An 18,573-nucleotide genomic window follows, 5' to 3' on the forward strand; every position below is an offset into this window, starting at 1 on the left:
AATCGCTCCGACGATAAAAAACAACATTATTACAGACTGCTCGTACGGTATCCATTTTCAGAATACCGGAAACACCATAGCTCCCAACCTTGATTTCAATGACGTCTGGAACTGCGGGCAGAATTACATAAATATCTCGGATTCAGGCGAAAATTCAATAAGTGAAAACCCGATGTTTACGGATCATTTGGCTGTTTATTGCGGATCGCCATGCATAGACAGAGGGAATCCGATTTACTTTTTCAATGATCCCGACGGCACGAGAAACGACATAGGCGCCACACCAGTTTTTCAGGTTCTCGGTTACGACGACATCCAAACCACTATAAATGATTTACACGATTATAATGTCATTGCTCTTCATTCAGGAACTTATAGTTTAAGCGAACCTCTTGATTTTCAAGGAAAAGACATTATTTTGATGTCTCATGATTATTTTTCGAGAGCCACAATTACGACATACAACGACACACTTGATTTGTTCGTTTTCGATGAATCCGAAACCGAATCGGCTGAGTTGAGAAACCTTATTCTTGAAGGCGGAAGGATTGCCGTTTGGTGTAAAAACTCTTCTCCCACAATAAGAGGAAACTTGATAATTAGTCAAAATGTACAGAACTGGGCTGCGATTGCTCTCTCAGGTATGAATTGGGCAAGTTCAGGAAATTCTCCGGCAAGGATAATAAACAACACAATTGCCAATTCTGCAAACGGAGGCATCTCGTCATTTTCAACATCCGCCCCGGAAATAAGAAACAATATAATCATCAACTGTACGTACGGAATTCATAAGCAAAGCCCTTTTTTGCCGCTTGTCAACGACTACAACGACGTCTGGAGCTGCACTAACAATTATATTAACTGCTTGGTCGGATCAAATTCGATATCTTGTGATCCGGATCTCAATGAAGATTTCCTTCTTAACGCTAATTCTCCATGCATTGACAGCGGTGATCCTGACACTGTATACAACGATCCAGACGGATCCCGAAACGATATGGGCTGGTTTCCTTACTGTCAATTATCATATGACCAATATGCATGTAGTGAATCGGATCATTCCCCTGTATTGTGGTTTAATTGTTCCAGTGTTTCCGAAGGATTTTCAATCTCTTTCCATCTGTCGTATCCATCAGATGTCAAAATTGATATCTACAGCGTTGATGGAAGACTTGTAATAAATTTTATGGAAGATTATCTGAATCAGGGAACACACGTTATCAATTGGAACGGAAAAAATATTTCCGATCAGATCGTGTCCAACGGTGTTTACTTTTTCACTTTCAGAACAGGCGAAATCATAAAATCCTTCAAATCTGTTGTTATAAGGTAAAAGCATGTTGCAAATTTGTATTTAAGTTATACAATATTAACAAAAGGAGGCGGTTATGTTTGGTACAATTCTGAGTTTTTTAATGTCGCTAGTCTCAACTCCTGAAGGCGCATTTACTTTGACAGGTCAATACGACACCCCTGGCTGGTCTCGTGATGTATTTGTTAGAGATAATTACGCCTACGTCGCTGACTATGATATGGGTTTGAGAATTATTGACGTTTCAAATCCCTCCAATCCCCAGGAAATCGGATTTTGCTCGACACCCGGATATGCATTCGGTGTTTTTGTAAAAGACAACTACGCTTATATTTCCTGCGATGTATATGATTATTTCTGTATTGTCGATATTTCGAATCCTTCAAATCCCGTCATCACCAGCTACACTCAAATATTCGGCTCGGGATACAATGTTTTCGTATCAGGAAATTACGCTTATCTTGCCGTCGGTGATTACTTGGGCGGATTGTACATATACAATGTTTCCAATCCGTATGAGCCTGCAATGACAGGATATTATTGGACATATTCCTCAATTGGGGTTTATGTTGTTGACAATATTGCTTTGCTTGCGGCCGGTTACCTTTTCACAATCGATGTAACAAATCCCAACAATCCGGTGCCGTTAGACAGTTATTATGACAATTACAACGAATACGCATACGACGTCTGTTGTGAAGGCAATTACGCATATTGCACCTTTGATTACGGCAATAAAACAAGTGAAGAAAATGACGCTTTGTTTTATTCAAAACTTCCAAAGTCAAATAATTCCGAATGTCTTGTTTCAAACGGCGGATTGAGGATTATTGATATAGCAGATCCTGCGAATATCCAACTTGCTGGCTACGTCAATACTTCCATGGACGCTTTTGGAGTATCCGTCAATGACGGGTATGCTTTTACCACGGGCTGGATAAACGGGGGAATACAGGCTGTAAATGTAATAAATCCTCTCAATCCTTTTCTTGCGGGATCATACAACACTCAGGGTGAAGCGAGAGATGTTTTCTGTTATGATAATTATATATTTCTTGCCGACGGTCAAAGCGGTTTGAAAATATTCCAGTATTCGGCGCTTGGAGTTGAAGAACAACCTGACAACAATGTACATAACAACAGTCTGACTATTACACAAAACCAAAACCGAGAAGTAACTTTTAATTATTTTCTCGAAGGACCTGCCCAAATTGAATTAAAGATAATTGACGTTTCAGGAAGAATTGTTTTTGAGTCCTCAGCAGGATTTCATGGCGGGAATCAACAATTCACATTCCGTGCTGAAAAAGCGGGCACATATTTTTTGATTTTCAAGAATTCAGAAAATATTTTAAACAAAAGCTTTATTGTTTTATGATTTGAATTTACTGACGCTTATGGGCGTTGCTCTTAAACATTGAAGATTTTTTTTAACTGTTCAATGTCCGTAAATTCAGCGTTTTGACTTTTAAGTAAATCAAGGATTTCAGTGTATTTCTCGAGCCCTTTTTCAAATCCCCCTTCCTCGCAATTAATGTTGTGCCAAAGAAGAGTGAAAAGCCCTCCCGTGAATTTGATGTGACCAATGATCTCGTTCACAAGATCTTTTTCGCTGGAAACTTTGTTTCCTATGTATTTCGTGTAAGTCCTATCCATGAAATTCAACGGAAAAGCCGTGATTTTCAAACTTTCTCCTTCTGTCAAAGGATGAAAAGGAACGGTTATACCGCCCCTGAATCTGCACGAATCGAAAAATCCCATAGAAAAATCGTTCTCAATTCCGGCTTTTTCCGAACTTATCCAGCTTTCAGGAAATACCATGTTAATGTAATGCTGTCTGTTGGAAGTCACTTTTTCACCCAAAAACTTTTCAAGCAACATTTTCTCTTCCATCATTTTATTGGGATCTTTGTTTGCGTAAAAAGAAGTGTGAAGTGCTAAAGAATTTCCTGATTTTTTCAAACGCTCGAAAAGCCACCCCGTTTTTTCGACAAAAACTGTTCCGCTTTTCTTAAAAACAGCTTTCAAAAAATTACCACTGTCGGTTAGAAAGAAATAAACTGATCTCGCGTCTTTTTCAGCTTCAGCTTTTTCAAAATCGCCGATGCAATTTAAATAGGGATTAGACCTGCCAAAAACCCTCAGAAAAGTTCTCATTGAGAAAACAATTTTAAGTTTTAATAAAAGCTGGAAGCTTCTCGCCAGCAAAAACAATCTCCAGGACGACAAATAGTCAATGTCGTGAGTCAATAATACATAAAATTTATCTTCACTGTTAAAAATAAATTTTTCGGTTTTCAAATATCCGTATGCAGATTTCAATATTTTTGCATAGTAATTTACGCTGGGAATACTCAAATCTTCATACAAAACATTTTCTCGGCTTATCACGCGTCCGTATTTATCCAAAGGGCTTTCTTCTTCATATTCGAGAGAAATAAGATACTGCGAGGATCGGACAGGGTCAAAGCGCAAAGCAATAGAATTCAATTCTTTCGAATAATAAGCCGCCGCCGATCCGTCTTCAAAAAACAGCATGATCTCGCCTTCAAAATCGGTTTCCGATGTGAAATAAACCGGTATCTTTTTTTCATCGATCACTATGACTTTTCTTTTTTTTTCAGTTGATAATATTACTATTTTGTTCTTCTTGTAACTGTCAGACCATTCGATCGATGACGCATATTGCGTTTCAGCAGGTAAAACCGAATCGAACAGTTTCAATATCTGATCTTGTGATTTTATAAGGTCCATGTCACCTCTTTTTATAGGGAAAGAAAAAATGAGTTGAAATCAATGTTTTTACTCCGTATGAAATCAGAATCTTTGCTTTTTATGTATATGTCAAAATTCATTTTTTTTCCAGGAAATAAATATCTTTTTAAACATGACATGACCTTGTTTTTTTGACTTTTATAATAAGGCATGGAAAATTCAGGAAACACGACACATGATACTTTTTTTTTCTTGGCAAGGTATAAAATATACTCGAATATACCTGAATACAGATTCAAATCCGCAACGTTCCAATATACTATCCAAATTGAGTTTTCCGGCTTTGTGCTTTTCCAAAGAATTATCCTTTTTTTGTTGTCCTCAAATTCGAGATTAATCAATCTTCCTGATTTAAAAAACCAGGAAACTGTTTTTGGATCAAGAGATATTCCCCACTGATTTTCAGTATATTCTTTTGTATACAATGCTTCTTCCGGTTCGTTTTCACTGTAACGAATATTTCCTGTTGAAACATTTGTAATAGAATTTTTCCAACTGTTCAATTTGTCAGACATTATGTTCAAAGCGAATAAAATCTTTATCGATATTTTTTGAAACGCGTTTTCAGCTGTTTCTTCCATGCTTTTATGTGAGATAATATTAAGGTACATTTTTTCCGACATGGAAATCTTTTTAAATCCGGACAATTTATTTATTAAACAAACACCGGGGTTCATGCTGATCGCATGAATTGGATCCACACCGTCTATCATTGCCGCATTGTATAAACTCATAACCATACCTGAAAGAAGCGGCGTATCTTTACTCCCGTCGAAAACTGCTGATTTTCTGTATTTTTGATCGAGAATCATGGCTTCCGATTTGCCGGATTTCATTTCTCTTCCATCTTTTATTATTTTCACGGGAATTACAGAGCAATGACCGATAATTTTTTTTCCATCGTAAGCGAATGAGTGGTATGAATAACCGTAAGGATTTTTATTGAATTTATTCAAGCAGTAATCAAAATCAGCAAACCGTGAATCGAATTTCCCGTACAGATCCGAAACAGTTTTGATTATTTCTTCACTCAATGGTCCTTTGACAGCTTCTACAGATAGACTCATGTATCCTTTTTATTTCTTGTTTTTTTTATTACAGAGGATTGCCCGTAAGATTCCATGAAATTCACCTCAACCGGTATTTTATATTCTTCGAGTTTTTTTCTGCAGTGAGCACGGATTCTTTTTTTAATTTCATTTTTTGTTATTTCTGATGTAATTAAAACATCGGCAGCGACAATTTTTCCAAGAATCGGATTGTTTTTACCATAAACCACAACTTCGGAAATTTCAGGCATTTCGTAAATGACGTTTTCAACCTCTAGAGGCAGGACTTTTTCTCCACCGACATTAATCACATCGGATTCCCTGCCCAGGATTTTAAAATACTCTCCGTCAACTTCTACTAAATCCCCTGTTGGATAAAATCCTTCTTCGTCAAACGGATTTTCTTCGTTCAAATATCCAATCATTGATGATTCGGTCTTAATGTACAATTTCGAATCAATTATTTTTGTTTTCAAAGATCCGTCATTCATTTTTATCCACTTTGAGTCCTTGCTCCTGTTTTTTGTCCTGAAAGAACCCGTCTCAGTCAAACCATATTTCTGGATTATCTTTACATGAGGAAATTGCTCATTGAGTTTCATCAAAACGGAATCCATTATGGGTTCAGCTCCGTAAGTAATTATTTTTAGAGAAGATAAATCGTGTTTTTGATACTCTTTGGACAACAATAAAAGATTTAAAAAAGATGGGGTTGTCGGAAGCAGTTCGATTCCGTACTTTTCAATTGCTCGGCATACCGAATACGGATCTCTGTTACGAACAGTAACTACCGTTCCTCCGTTAAGAAGAACATCAAAAAGGGTGTCGAGACCTCCGATATGATCAAAAAACATAAAAGGTATTGTTCGGAGAGAGGCGTGAACCGTGTTTTGAAATTTTCGCAGGAGTCTTGTCAAATCGTGTAAAACTCCCTTGCTCTTCCCCGTAGTCCCCGAAGTGAATAATACAATCCCGGGTCTGATTTGCTTCGAAAAATCTATTATCATTCTGTTTTTGGGATTTCTGCCAGTGTCTGTAAAATTCAATTCTCCGTTCTCGAGAATCACTGCCTCGCGTGAGACATCCGCTTCCTCGAAAAACTCACGTTTTCTCTGCGGGGAATTTGCCACGGGAACAATGATGTTGCTGTTTTTTATAAGCGCCATCAACAGCGAAATCGATCCCATGCTGAAATCAGTTGCCAGGCCGACTGTTTCGCCGCCAGTTATTCCCTGGGATAAAATACTGCTGTATAACATTCCTATTTTGTCTATTAATTCGCCGTACGTTGCTGCTTTATTCTCTTGAATAACAGCTTCTTTGGCCGTATCAATACCTTTGAGTCTTTCAAATAGCCAGGAAAGTTCATGCATTAAAAACTACCTGACACCGCCGAGATATATGACCTGACCTGTTATAAAATCGCTTTCAGGTCTTATAAAAAAATCTATGACATTTGATATATCTTTGAATTCTCCCAATCTTTGGATAGTTTGACGTCCGATCAAAGAATCCATTTTTGATTTTGGAACATTTTTAATCAAATCGGTATAAACAGGTGTCGGACCAACTGCGTTGCATGTGATGTTGAAAGGAGCGAGCTCTTTTGCCATGATTTCAGTCATGCTTTCGACAGAGCTTTTAGAAGAGGCGTAAGCCATTTCACCTTCAAGTCTTAAAGGAGTAGCCACGGTCGCGAAATTTATTATCCTCCCGTATTTCTTTCTCATCATTATTTTTGAGCTTTCTCTCGCAAAAACAAACGTCCCCAAAACATTTGTTCTGTATATTTTTTCCATGGAAGCAAGAGGTGTCATAATGAAATGATTCATGGAAGCGATGCCGGCATTGTTTATCAAAACGTCTATTCCGCCGCTGTCTTTGCTGACCGCCCTTATCATTTTTACAACCGCGCCTTCATCTGATACATCAAGATTGAAATGACTGTATCTTCCGTGTTTTAAATCGGATTCTCCACGGCTGCACCCTGCAACGGTTTTCCCTTTTTCAAGATAATATTCGGCAAGATATCTGCCTATCCCTTTGCTGGTGCCCGTTATAACGAATACATTATTCATCGTGTTTGCTGTTCATCAACTTAAACACATAATCAGTCAAAGCGGCTATCGTTCTGAACGGTGAAGATCTCTGGCTCATGGCTCTTTCATCCGCAATTACAATTTCTTTTTTATATTCGTCCGATATTTTTTGCTCGACAGATGTCAAAATATTGACGAGCCCCAATGAATCGACGATTCCGTTTTCTCCATATAGAATTGTGTCATCGCCAGGATTTTTCCTGGTTTTTATGTTCATCTCTTCAGTCGTTTCAACGACAGAATGAATAATTATGGATTTAATACTTTCGATATCCACTCAAACTCCCTGTCAATAAAAATTTTGAATATTATAGACACCAAACAAAATAACTATAAAACGTACTTCTCGGATTGTGCTGAATTTTTACCTATGATATATTATTGAACAATTTATGTCAACTTTTGGGACCATTGAGTAACGTTTTGGAATAATTCAATAATAATGAAGAGTAAAATATTCAATGCATTAATGCTTGCCCTGCTTTTGATTTCAATCGCTTTTTTAATTAAAAACATATATGGCAATTGGAATCAAATCAGAAACGTTTCATTTAAACCTAACTATACTCTTTTGACAGCCTCATTTTTACTTGAAATATTCATCCAGTTCTTCGGAGTTTTTCTGTGGCTGAGAATTGTCAGACTTTTTAAAGTCAATGTGTCGTATAAAAAAGTGTTAAAAATCTGGTTTGTTTCATCTCTCGGCAGATATATTCCTGGAAAAATATGGCATTTCGCCGGAATGACATATTTTTTAACAAAGGAAGGCGTCAACACTGAAGTCTCTTTCACTTCATCATTTATTGTACAGATATATTCTATTCTAACAGGGGCGATAATCGGCGCTTTCACCTTGGTCTCAATTACTAAAAATCTCAATCCCATAGCTTTGGGAATTTTCATAATTTTATGCTTCGTTCTTGGATTAATTGTTTCGAATAAAAAATTGATTAACTCATTTTTATATTTTATCGCCGAAAAAAGAAAACAGAAAAAACAAGAGATTGAATTCAGTTCCTTTTATCTGCCTTTATTCCTGCTTCTGTATGTTTTCTTTTGGTTTGTAAGAGGACTTAGTTTTTATCTGTTCATAAAATCTTTTACGATGCCGGAAGTGAATGCACGCGTGTTTTCCTGTGAGTTTTTAACGGCCACATCTGTATTTTCAGCAAGCTATATTTCAGGTCTCCTCTTTTTACTTTCTCCAGGCGGAGTAGGAATCAGAGAAGGCGTAATGTCATCGTTGTTGAATAAATGCATGGGAATCTCTATTGGGATTTCATCAATGATAACTGTTTTTAACAGGATCATGCTTACCGTAACAGAATTGCTTTGTCTTTTTATCAGCCTGGCAATCAACTGGAGGAAAAGTGGGAAAACAATCAAAAAATGACCTCAAAGTATCATTTAAGTTTAAAACCTATTGGTATGTGATCATTATAGCCGTTTTATTATTGATTTCATTCGGTTATATGCTGCTTCCGGGAAGAATGCTCGATTGCGGAGATCAGCTTCTCGGGTACTCAAACAAATTATTCTCCTCTTCTAATATGCTCCACGGAAAGGGCATCCCCTTGTGGAATCCTTATCTTTTTTCCGGATTGCCTTTCATAGGGGCAATGCACGGAGACATACTTTATCCTTCTCTTTTTCTTCGCCTGATTTTTCCTCCTGAATATGCGCTTGCGCTTTTATTTTTGCTTCATTTTCTTTTTGCGGGAATTTTTATGTTTTTCTTGGCGAAAGAATTGGGTTCGGATAATTCTGTGTCCCTTCTCATAGCCTTTTTGTACATGTTCACCGGAATAATTATTTCACAGGTAAATCCGGGGCACGACGGCAAAGTAATCGTGGAATCTTTCACGCCAGCTGTTTTTTTGTTTCTCACAAAAGGGATTCGCACGAGAAGATTGTTCTATTATCTTGTCAGCGGGGGATTTATCGGACTGTGCCTTTTGGCGCCGAATGTCCAGTTGACTTATTACATGTTGATGGGAACCTTGATATGGTTTGTATCGGAACTCGTAGGTAATTATAAAAAAGATTTTAAAAATTACTATAAAAACATTTCTTTTGCTTTGATAGCTTTGGGATTCGCTTTAGCGGTTTCTGCCGCTCAATTTATACCATTTCTCGAATACAGCTCTCTCTCACCAAGACAAACAACCAGAGGATGGGAATTTGCAACGAGTTGGTCAATGCCTTTACCCGAATTTTTCGACGCGATGATTTCCGGATTTTCAGGTATTAAAGAAAAATACTGGGGTGAGAATTTTTTTAAACTGCACACAGAATACATGGGTGTCATTCCGTTTTTATTCGCCCCTTTGGCTTTATTCTCAAAAAATAACCGAGACAGGAGAAGAGCATTTACGTTGGCAGGAATATCCGCCTTTTTCCTCATTGTTTCATTTGGAGGTCACACGGCTTTTTATAAACCTCTCTATATACTTATACCGGGATTCAATAAATTCAGAGCGCCCAGCATATCTTTTTTCATGTTCTGTTTCTCTCTAATTGCATCGACGTCTTTGACCATGAAAAACATACTCGCATCAGAAATTAAAAAGATGCCTTTGATTGTATTTTCGATCTTACTTTTAATTCTGATTGCATTGAGTCCGGCCCTGGCCTCAAAAATTGCTCAAAACTCCGATAAAATTGCTTTAGCTGCTCAAAACACGAAAGAATTAAACAGCGGAGCGATGATCTCATCTTTCGTTTTAATTTTTTCTGTTGCATCCATACTGCTCTGTTTAAAATACCCCGAAAAAAAACGCTACATTTTCTTTCTTTTCTGTTTCGTCGCTTTTACTGATTTATACAGAACTAACAGCAAATTCGTACAATTCATCAGGGATGATTCAGGTAAATACCTTTCGGCGGAAGAAATATACAAACCGGATTTTTCCGTTAATTTTGTAAAAAACAACGATTCTCTTTACAGAATAATGCCAACTACATACTTCGATCTGCTGATAACTCAAAACGGAGTTCGTCCTGTTGACAATCATTCCAGCGACAACTACCTGATGGCGAACGGACTTTATTCGCCGGGCGGATATCACGGAAACCAGCTTCAGAGATATCAGGACCTCATAGGTCTTCCGCAGACTATAATGTTCCAGAACGGAGGACTTCTGTCGGAAAACATAAATCTTTGCAGACTTCTCGGCATCAAATTCCAGCCTCTCAGCAAAATCCTGTACTCGGAAATCGTGAGACTTTCCTCCGAAGATCCCGACAGGGCCGCTCAGCTCGCAGACATGTTCGGGCTTTGTAAAACCGGTCGCATCAGGATGGATTCAGGCGTTGTCGTAGACGCGGGCAACATGGTTTTGCTTGTAGACACTCTCGCTCTGCCTAAAGCCTTTCTCGTTCCTTCATGCAGAGTAATAACTGATGACGAAGCCTGCCTGGCCGCAGTCCACGACGAAAACATCGATTTCTCCAGGACTGTTATTCTCTCTGAAGAGCCCGGTATTGCCGGCTCATCAGGAGGAAGCGCCGAGATAACAGAATACTCGCCCGACCGAATAAAAGTTTCAATCACTACTGAAGGGCCCTCTTTTCTCGTCATAAACGACAATTACGCCCCGGGTTGGAAAGCATACGTAGACGGAAATAATACCGAAATTTTAAGGGCGTATTACTCTCTTCGGTGTGTTCCGGTTTCATCGGGCGGAGAACACGAATTGCTGATGATTTACGATCCTCTTTCTGTTAGAATTGGATATGCAGTTACGCTTGCGGCTATAATCTTATGGTCAATCCTCATGATAATCAGCTGGAGGAAAAAAATATGAAAGCCCTCGTAGTGATACCGACTTACAACGAAATTGAGAACATTGAAAAAATATTAATCAAGATACTCGAACAGGACGACAGACTGGATGTCCTCGTAGTTGACGATTCTTCTCCCGATAACACAGGCGAAAAAGTCCTCGAAATGAGAAAAAGCAGACCGAGGATACATCTCAAAAGACGTTCCGGAAAGATGGGGCTCGGAACGGCTTATGTCGACGGATTCAAATGGGCAATAGAGAATAAATACGACTGCGTTTTCGAAATGGACGCGGATTTCTCTCACGACCCGACGATGCTTCCCGTATTTCTCGAAAAAATAAAGAAATACGACCTGGTAATAGGTTCAAGATACATAAACGGAGTCAGCGTAATCAATTGGCCCATGAGCAGGCTTCTTTTGAGTTATTTCGCCAATAAATACGCCTCTCTTGTCACAGGCTGCCCCATAAAAGACCTTACCGGCGGATTCAAATGTTTCAGAAGACAGACGCTCCAATCTCTCGACCTGAACAGGATCCATTCCGACGGATATTCCTTTCAAATTGAAATAGATTTCAAAGCCTACGCCAAGGGTTTGAAAATAAAGGAGATTCCTATTATTTTCGCCGACAGAACCGAAGGCAAGAGCAAGATGTCGAAAAAGATAATCTGGGAAGCAATTTTCATGGTCTGGCGTCTCAGAATGGCAAAGATTTTCAGAAAATTATGATAGTCAGCAAAACCGAAAAAATAAACAAATTTTTCTGTCTTTGGGACATACTTGCGACAATTCTTCTTTTCGTGTTTCTCCAGTTTTTCGTTCAGATGTTTTTCGCCGAGACGACCTATCAAACTGCCTTGCAGAGACTGCAGAGGCTTCCCTGGGTACTGCCGCTTACTGCAGTTCTCTGGGCTTTTTTCCTGAATGCCTATCAAACATATCCGAAATCAGAAACCCGTAAAACGGCTGAACTTCTCCTCCCTGTATTGAAATCAATTGTAACTTCGGGAAGCATTTTAGGCCTATTTTTCTTTTTGACGAAGTCATACATACAAAGCAGGTCGGTTTTCGTTTTGTTCATGCTTGCGGATCTCGGCATAATACTGTTAAACAGATTCCTGCTTCTAAAGATAAGGAACAAGCTGATGAAACTGAACATAATCATCATCTCCGACGAACGCAACAGCAGAAACATAGAAAAGATAATAAGGAAAAATCTTTCAATAGGAAAAAGGATACTGGATATCATCAGAATCAAAGAAGAAATCACCGATGAGAGAATGAGTGAAATTTTCGACAAAATAAGCCTCGGAACTGTGGATTGGATAGTAGTAGGACTCGGTCCTTCCAACTACGTACATTTTAAACCTCTCGTCGAGTTCTGCGAAGAAAAAGGCGTGCCCGTCTCTCTGCTGATAGACACTTCGATAAAACCTAAAATATCCTGGCTAAAAGTCGAAGAGATATCCGGTTTTCCGTTTTTCACTTTTTACACGACTACGGGAAGAGTGTGGGGACTCATATCCAAAGACATTATTGACAAAGCGCTTGGAGTACTCGGAATTATTGTTTTATTTCCTCTTCTGGCTCTCATAAGCGCAGCCGTAAAAATATCTTCACCGGGAACTGTAATTTTCAGCCAAATCCGGAGCGGACTTAACGGGAAACCTTTCAAAATGCTTAAGTTCAGAACAATGCGGGAAGGTTCCGAAGAGCTTCTTCCATCTCTTCTTGAAAGCAATCTTATCCAGGGTTGTGCGTTCAAACACCCTAAAGATCCGAGAGTGACAAAAGTCGGCAAATTCCTGCGCAGGTGGAGCCTCGATGAACTTCCACAGCTCGTTAACATAATTAAAGGGGAAATGAGTTTTGTCGGTCCGAGACCCCCTCTTCCAGAAGAAGTAAAAATGTACAAGAACTGGCAGAAAAGAAAATTGTCCATGAAACCGGGACTGACTTGCCTTTGGCAAATAGGCGGCAGAAGCAAAATACTCGATTTCGACAAATGGGTCAAATTGGATCTCGAATACATTGACAATTGGTCGCTGTGGTTAGATATTAAGATCATGATCAAGACTCTTCCCGCCATAATAAGCGGGATGGGTGCTTACTGATAAACACGGAGGTATTATGTTTATATTAGCATTCCTCGCTTTTTTATTATCCGCCGGAGACGGGATAACGATTTACACTTCTCACGCTCAAGTCAACAGACTTGAGTTTCTCGGCGGGAAACTAGTCACAATGAGTTCGGGAGGGATCTGTGTTTCCGACTCCTCGGGACACGAAGTAGTTATTAATAATTCCGACGGACTTCTCGACAACAACGCTATGGACGCAGTCTTCGACGAAAACGGGAACCTCTTCGCCGGGACTTCCAGCGGGTTGACTGTTTTTTCAAGGGACTTCTCGGAATTCATTCAGCTGACCTCTTTTTTTCAGGGTATACCTCACGGTGAAATCAGGGAACTGGAATACAGAGACGACACACTTTGGGCCGGAGGAGAGAACGGCTGTTGGTGCTGGAACACCGGGGGCAATCCTCTCACATTTTCCTACGGACATTCATCGAGATTTTTATCGGACAGAACCGTCAACGCTCTTTTACTGAACGGAGATATTCTCGCGGCGGGAACAGTAGGCGAACTTTTTTTCATACCCGCCGGAACATTCGGGGACACAACAACATACTCCGGTTTCTCAAAAGGATTAAGCGCGCAGGAATCAGTTCTCTCAGTTGTCGTTTACAACGACACTGTATGGATTTCGACGAGCAGTTACGTTAAATTCCTGTCGGGAGACAGTTTCGTCTCTACAGGGATAAATTCGCGAAAAATGCGCTTGTCCGTCGTTAGAGACACTCTTTTCGTCAACGATTACGAAAACTGGTCGGTCAAAAGATGGAACAACGGAACGTGGAATCAATACGGTCCGGGAATTCCGTCGAGACCGGTCAGCGTTTCTTTGAATCCCGACGGCCGTTTATGCGCGGGAACAGCCACTCTGTCGAATTATTGCTACGAATCAAATTCGTGGAGACAAGTCATGCCTCCGGGGCTTTTTAAACCGCTCGTTTCATCCGCCGCCATGCTCCCTAACGGTATAATAGCCGCCATACATTTCGGCAACGATTACGGAGACGCTGTCTCCCTGAGATATCCGGACGGAGAATGGGAAATATTAACTTCTCTCAACTACGACACAACCGGTGACTGGGGAGCGGGAAGGTTTATTTCCGTCAGGAACGATTCTACTTTTGTAATAGGGGTCTGGGGCAGGCCGGGCGCTCTGATTTTCCTTTATCCCGGTAAAACGAGCGCCGACTCCTCCCGTTTCGAAAAACTGGCTCTGCCATACACTCCAAGCGATCAGCAACAGCCGATAAGCGCTTTGACCGTCGACCCCAACGGAGACGTATGGTGCGCTTCTTTCGACAATCAGGGCCCGTATCTATTCAGGGTAAAACCGGACAACTCGGTAATAACTTATTACAACAATCTTTTTATATATATTTATTCAATATGCATGCTCAAAGACGGAAGAGTGGCTTTCGGAACGGCTCATTTGAACGCCAACGGTTTCGCAAGCATTTTCAATCCGTCGGATTCCTCCGTTTCCCCTGAAATACTGACGCTGTCCGGAAACGACATAAACTCAATAGACAACTTTAAGGACCATCTTATCTTCATAGGGTCCAACGGCGGTATAAACACATTCGACTTAACCTCTTACACGGTCACAGACACAATAACTAATTCAAACACACAGGGCGGTTTGATAGGTCCTTCAGTGGTTTCTCTCCTCTACATTCCCGGAAACGGTCTTTGGGCGTTGTGCGATAACGCGGGGCTCTCGCACAGGAAAGAAGACGGCACCTGGGAAAAATTCGAACAGCCTTCGACTCTTCCGGGCATTCCTGTAGGAGATAACAGAGGGGGTCTTTTCTATCATGCCGATTCAGGTATTCTGTTAGTCCCGACGAGCAAGGGACTTTGCCTGTTTCCAGTAAAAAGCGAATCCGACGCAACCGAGGGTGAACTGCTTGTTTTCCCTAATCCGTGGCGCCTTGACTGCCCATTGACTTTAGTGACTGACAGCGCAGAATATTTTTACATTTATTCTATGGACGGAATGCTTGTATATTCTTCGGCTTTATCAGACAATGGAAATCTAGTAATACAACCTCAATCGCTAAGCGAAATTGCGTCCGGTCTTTATTTCGTCGTCGCTAAATCAAACAAGACGACTGCGAGAGGAAGGCTCGTTATCGTAAGATAATATGGGAGCCTACATCCAGCTTTCGGATTTTCTTTGTTCAGCTGAATCAAGTTCTTTTTACTCTGAAAAGCTTAAAAAGCAAGGTTACGGACCATTCGCTTCCCACACGCTTAGGCTGACAAGATCTGTATCCGGCGCATCTCATTCGAAACAGGCTTCTTTATTCGTCGAGAAACACAGAAAAACAGGTGTTATAAGAGTTTCTTTCGAAGGCAATTTAAAAACCGAACTGTCGGATATGCTTTTAAAGACTTTGACCAAAAAAAGTTCCGAAAAAAACATTGATCTCGAAAAAACTCTCTATCATCTGTATTCGAGGATTTCGGAGACTGATCCTGATCTGATCCCCATTCTCGATGCGTCAGTCTATAAACTGGCTGAAATAGCTACCGCTCCAGTATTGTTCTCGCTTCCTGCAAAAGACGCTGTAAACAAAGCCAGTTCTGTAGCGGGAAGGCTAAGAGAAGCCCTCAGAAGCGTCAGAAAACTTTTAAAAAGCAGAAACACCTCTTTCAATCTGTGGCTCGATCTGACAATTTTACCTGTTGTAGGACCTGTGTGGGATGATCTTTCACTTGAAATTGCGTCAAACATAATTAGCGAACTCGGTCTGCCACCGACTATTTTTTCGTCAATTTACAAATCGGTTTCCAAATACGCTATATCCAGAGAAATCGCCAAGTTCACCGATGAAAAACCGCGATTCAGCTCGGAAGACCTCTCAATACTTGAAGAGAGGATAAACAGACTCGGTTCGGAAATCTCGATTGAGGACCTGAAAAAACTTGAAAAATCGGCCAAAAAAAATCCTGTTGAAATCGGCAGAAGCTTTCATTTGATGTCCGAAAAACAATCACTAAGTTTTTCTGATGTAATAAACTCATTCGAAAATCTTTTCGAACTGATAGCTTTTCCTCCGGGAGACCTGCTCAATCTGATTTCAGACGAGCTCACTCAGCAATACAGGTTCATTTCTAAAATTGATAAAAAAGATTCCAAAATTGAACAGGAAAACATAATTCTTAGAAACCTAAACCTCGCGGGAAAAAAATACATGGCTGACGCAAAAGGCGCGCTCGATGGCGTCAGAGCTATTATTGTAGGTGTTTTCGAACCCATAATGACCGCAAAATCCTTTATCGAGACACTGAGAATCTGGCCTGACGAAGAACTCAACGAGAGTTGGAGCCCCTGGGACGTAGCCAATCACGCCGCTCTTGTCCTGGTCGAAAACGAGAATTTCTATCGTTTCGGACTACAAGGAAAAGTCATTCTCGATAGGGACAAGGACCAGCCGCTATTCAAAGAAATTAACGAAAAAATAAACTCTTCGTCGGCAATCCTCACTCTCGTCTTCGGAGACATAGAGACTACATCGGACGAAGACACCGAAGGTCTGTTTTCGAGCGTCTCTGAAATAATAGACCACATTAGAAAAGCGAATCTTTCGATCCGGTCTTTTGGCCCGTTGACTTTTGCTGTTACGGCTGATAATTCCGAGGGAGGAGCCATGAAGATTGCCAAAGTGCTTGACGCGCTCATACCCTTCGACGAAACTCCCGTGCCGGGGATAGGCATAGCTTCAGCTCCCTACGGAGAGGGTTTCTTAGCCAAGACTTACTCCGAAGGCGTTCTCGTAGCAGCCGGAGAAACAGTCAAACGCTCCATGATACTTTCCAGGCTTTCATGGAGCGTCAAAAGGGTTCTGTGTGATCTTTCATCGACTCTTTCCCTAATAAAATATTGCGACGAATTCAGGATACTCCCATACAGAAGCGCTTCCTTTCCGCAGTTTGACGACCCGAAGGAAATTCTCGCGAATATTCTGTACAGAAGGACAGAACCTCACGACATCGCTATGATGTCTCCCCCTCTTCACTTTCAGTTTTTCGGAGCTCTGAACAAGTCCCGCCAGCTGATTTCAACGGACGATTACGGCGGAGATTTGTCAACTCTGACGGGAAGCAACATAGAAGGTCCGGTTTTTTCGATCACGAAAAAGCGTCCGGATTAAAAGCTTTCATACCTGATTTTGTCGAGTTCTTCGCAAAGACTCCCCGTGAGTTTTTTCCTGTCGTAATCAGGATGCGATCTGCGTGAATTTAACGACCGCCTTGATTTTTTTTTGATCAGGTCTTTTATTTTCTCAGAAAGTGTTTCATGGTCGTCGGGGGAAACCACATCTCCGGCTCCGGTCTTTCTCAAAACTTCTGCGGCGTCAGTATTGTTCGGAATCGAAGCGATTATCGGAAGTCCCGTTCCGAGATAATCAAACAGCTTGCCAGTTGAGACGGCATCTCCTTCCGAAGGAGAAATGTAAAACCACAAAACATCAGATTTCATTGCCTCTTTAATTGCGTCTTTGTGACTCAGGTAGCCAAGGCTCTCAATTTTTACTTTCAGACCTTTCTCTTCGGCCGTTTTCAGAGCGCTGTCGGAATTTTTTCCTATAAACACAGCTTTGATATTTTCAAATCTGAGCAGGTCCAGAGCTCTGAGAAGGACGTCAGGTTTTCTCCCTCTCAAAAGCGAACCCATATGACAAACTGTGAATGTCTCCCTGCTTTGCAGAACCATTTCGGGAAAATCATCCGGATCGTAACCGTGAGAAATTACGGCGGTGTTTTTCGTGCCGTGCCTTTCTAATATGCTGTTTCTGATTTTTTCGTTTATAGTTATGATCAAAGACGAATTCCTGACTACCGATTTTTCCAGTTCAAGATTGAACCACGCGTGGTATTTCGTCGCGCTCGGAAATAGTTTTTCGTCAATCCAGGGATCTCTGAAATCTATGGCGAGCGGCAGTCCGCATCTTTTACTGACCAGAAGTCCGGCGAGGGCAGATGAAAAAGGAGGAACAGAACACATGACAGCGTCGAATTTGATTTTCCCGCAAAGTCTCACAGCGTAATCGGCGCAGAAGGGCACCCAGCCGATCTCCGGATCTGGAAACGCGAAAGAACGTGATTTTCCAAAATTTGAAAGTTTTTCCTTTTTTGGCGACAGAAAAAATTTTTCGAAAAATGGAAGATGAAAATGGTCCAAAGAAGGTATTCTGTGGATATCAGTTTTATTCCTGATTTCTTCATACATTTTTCTGTCGAAAGCGAAGTACCATCGAGGTCTGGATGTCAGTACAGTAGCTGACCAACCGAAATCAGGCATGTATTTGCAGAATTTAGCCTGTCTCTGAACGCCCGACAATCCGAGAGGGGGGAAAAAATATGATATGAAAAGAAGTTTTTTGACTGTTTCGGTTTTTTTCAAGATGAA

General features: G+C 40.7%; 14 protein-coding genes. 8 read left to right on the plus strand and 6 right to left on the minus strand.

Features of this window, described 5'->3' with window-relative positions; translation table 11 throughout:
• Positions 1–1,333, plus strand: a 1,333-nt coding sequence (locus JXL83_04440) for a T9SS type A sorting domain-containing protein (protein ID MBN2363362.1), incomplete at its 5' end; no start/stop codon positions are given.
• A gap of 55 nt (positions 1,334–1,388) precedes the next feature.
• Positions 1,389–2,690, plus strand: coding sequence for a T9SS type A sorting domain-containing protein (locus JXL83_04445; GenBank protein ID MBN2363363.1), 1,302 nt, complete (start codon positions 1,389–1,391; stop codon positions 2,688–2,690).
• Positions 2,691–2,722: 32 nt separating this feature from the next.
• On the opposite strand, the gene JXL83_04450 is transcribed toward JXL83_04445, so the two are convergent.
• The 5 genes from JXL83_04450 to JXL83_04470 are packed head-to-tail and all read right to left on the minus strand — an operon-like array spanning position 2,723 to position 7,452.
• On the minus strand, positions 2,723–4,066 hold the full coding sequence (locus JXL83_04450) for a hypothetical protein (GenBank protein ID MBN2363364.1): 1,344 nt from the start codon (positions 4,064–4,066) through the stop codon (positions 2,723–2,725).
• A gap of 11 nt (positions 4,067–4,077) precedes the next feature.
• Entirely contained in the window at positions 4,078–5,154 is a 1,077-nt protein-coding gene (locus tag JXL83_04455; protein MBN2363365.1) for a hypothetical protein, read from the minus strand.
• Positions 5,151–6,509 (minus strand): long-chain fatty acid--CoA ligase, encoded by a 1,359-nt coding sequence (locus JXL83_04460; protein MBN2363366.1) that lies wholly within the window; start codon positions 6,507–6,509, stop codon positions 5,151–5,153. Before JXL83_04460 ends, JXL83_04455 begins: the two co-directional genes overlap by 4 nt.
• A 6-nt stretch (positions 6,510–6,515) precedes the next feature.
• A complete protein-coding gene (locus tag JXL83_04465) occupies positions 6,516–7,214 on the minus strand; it encodes an SDR family oxidoreductase (GenBank protein ID MBN2363367.1) in 699 nt (232 codons plus the stop codon).
• Positions 7,207–7,452, minus strand: coding sequence for a hypothetical protein (locus tag JXL83_04470; protein MBN2363368.1), 246 nt, complete (start codon positions 7,450–7,452; stop codon positions 7,207–7,209). The genes JXL83_04465 and JXL83_04470 overlap by 8 nt, the downstream gene beginning before the upstream one ends.
• 225 nt (positions 7,453–7,677) lie before the next feature.
• Here JXL83_04470 and JXL83_04475 point away from each other — a divergent pair, with 225 nt between their 5' ends.
• From JXL83_04475 to JXL83_04500, 6 genes are read left to right on the plus strand one after another with little or no spacing between them, the layout of a single operon-like run.
• Positions 7,678–8,628: a flippase-like domain-containing protein gene (locus JXL83_04475; GenBank protein ID MBN2363369.1), complete on the plus strand. Its 951-nt coding sequence runs from the start codon at positions 7,678–7,680 to the stop codon at positions 8,626–8,628.
• Complete coding sequence (locus tag JXL83_04480) at positions 8,606–11,041, plus strand: hypothetical protein (protein ID MBN2363370.1); 2,436 nt, start codon at positions 8,606–8,608, stop codon at positions 11,039–11,041. The genes JXL83_04475 and JXL83_04480 overlap by 23 nt, the downstream gene beginning before the upstream one ends.
• Positions 11,038–11,751, plus strand: a complete 714-nt coding sequence (locus tag JXL83_04485; protein ID MBN2363371.1) for a polyprenol monophosphomannose synthase — start codon at positions 11,038–11,040, stop codon at positions 11,749–11,751. The genes JXL83_04480 and JXL83_04485 overlap by 4 nt, the downstream gene beginning before the upstream one ends.
• Positions 11,748–13,136 carry a sugar transferase gene (locus JXL83_04490; protein ID MBN2363372.1) on the plus strand — a complete coding sequence of 463 codons (1,389 nt, stop codon included), beginning with the start codon at positions 11,748–11,750 and terminating at the stop codon, positions 13,134–13,136. Before JXL83_04485 ends, JXL83_04490 begins: the two co-directional genes overlap by 4 nt.
• A 16-nt stretch (positions 13,137–13,152) precedes the next feature.
• Entirely contained in the window at positions 13,153–15,300 is a 2,148-nt protein-coding gene (locus JXL83_04495; GenBank protein MBN2363373.1) for a T9SS type A sorting domain-containing protein, read from the plus strand.
• A gap of 1 nt (position 15,301) precedes the next feature.
• Entirely contained in the window at positions 15,302–17,314 is a 2,013-nt protein-coding gene (locus tag JXL83_04500; GenBank protein MBN2363374.1) for a hypothetical protein, read from the plus strand.
• Here the strand turns inward: JXL83_04500 and JXL83_04505 are convergent.
• Positions 17,311–18,567 (minus strand): glycosyltransferase, encoded by a 1,257-nt coding sequence (locus JXL83_04505; GenBank protein MBN2363375.1) that lies wholly within the window; start codon positions 18,565–18,567, stop codon positions 17,311–17,313. The genes JXL83_04500 and JXL83_04505 overlap by 4 nt on opposite strands.
• Between the last annotated feature and the right edge of the window lie 6 nt (positions 18,568–18,573).

It is taken from the genome of candidate division WOR-3 bacterium, from assembly GCA_016934535.1.
Taxonomy (GTDB): Bacteria; SDB-A; SDB-A; order SDB-A; family SDB-A; genus JAFGIG01.

Excerpts from the sequence above, each read along its gene's own strand:
- JXL83_04445 (MBN2363363.1), top strand. The coding sequence starts at position 1,389 with ATGTTTGGTACAATTCTGAGTTTTTTAATGTCGCTAGTCTCAACTCCT.
- JXL83_04450 (MBN2363364.1), bottom strand. The coding sequence starts at position 4,066 with ATGGACCTTATAAAATCACAAGATCAGATATTGAAACTGTTCGATTCG.
- JXL83_04455 (MBN2363365.1), bottom strand. The coding sequence starts at position 5,154 with ATGAGTCTATCTGTAGAAGCTGTCAAAGGACCATTGAGTGAAGAAATA.
- JXL83_04460 (MBN2363366.1), bottom strand. The coding sequence starts at position 6,509 with ATGCATGAACTTTCCTGGCTATTTGAAAGACTCAAAGGTATTGATACG.
- JXL83_04465 (MBN2363367.1), bottom strand. The coding sequence starts at position 7,214 with ATGAATAATGTATTCGTTATAACGGGCACCAGCAAAGGGATAGGCAGA.
- JXL83_04470 (MBN2363368.1), bottom strand. The coding sequence starts at position 7,452 with ATGAACATAAAAACCAGGAAAAATCCTGGCGATGACACAATTCTATAT.
- JXL83_04475 (MBN2363369.1), top strand. The coding sequence starts at position 7,678 with ATGAAGAGTAAAATATTCAATGCATTAATGCTTGCCCTGCTTTTGATT.
- JXL83_04485 (MBN2363371.1), top strand. The coding sequence starts at position 11,038 with ATGAAAGCCCTCGTAGTGATACCGACTTACAACGAAATTGAGAACATT.
- JXL83_04490 (MBN2363372.1), top strand. The coding sequence starts at position 11,748 with ATGATAGTCAGCAAAACCGAAAAAATAAACAAATTTTTCTGTCTTTGG.
- JXL83_04495 (MBN2363373.1), top strand. The coding sequence starts at position 13,153 with ATGTTTATATTAGCATTCCTCGCTTTTTTATTATCCGCCGGAGACGGG.
- JXL83_04500 (MBN2363374.1), top strand. The coding sequence starts at position 15,302 with ATGGGAGCCTACATCCAGCTTTCGGATTTTCTTTGTTCAGCTGAATCA.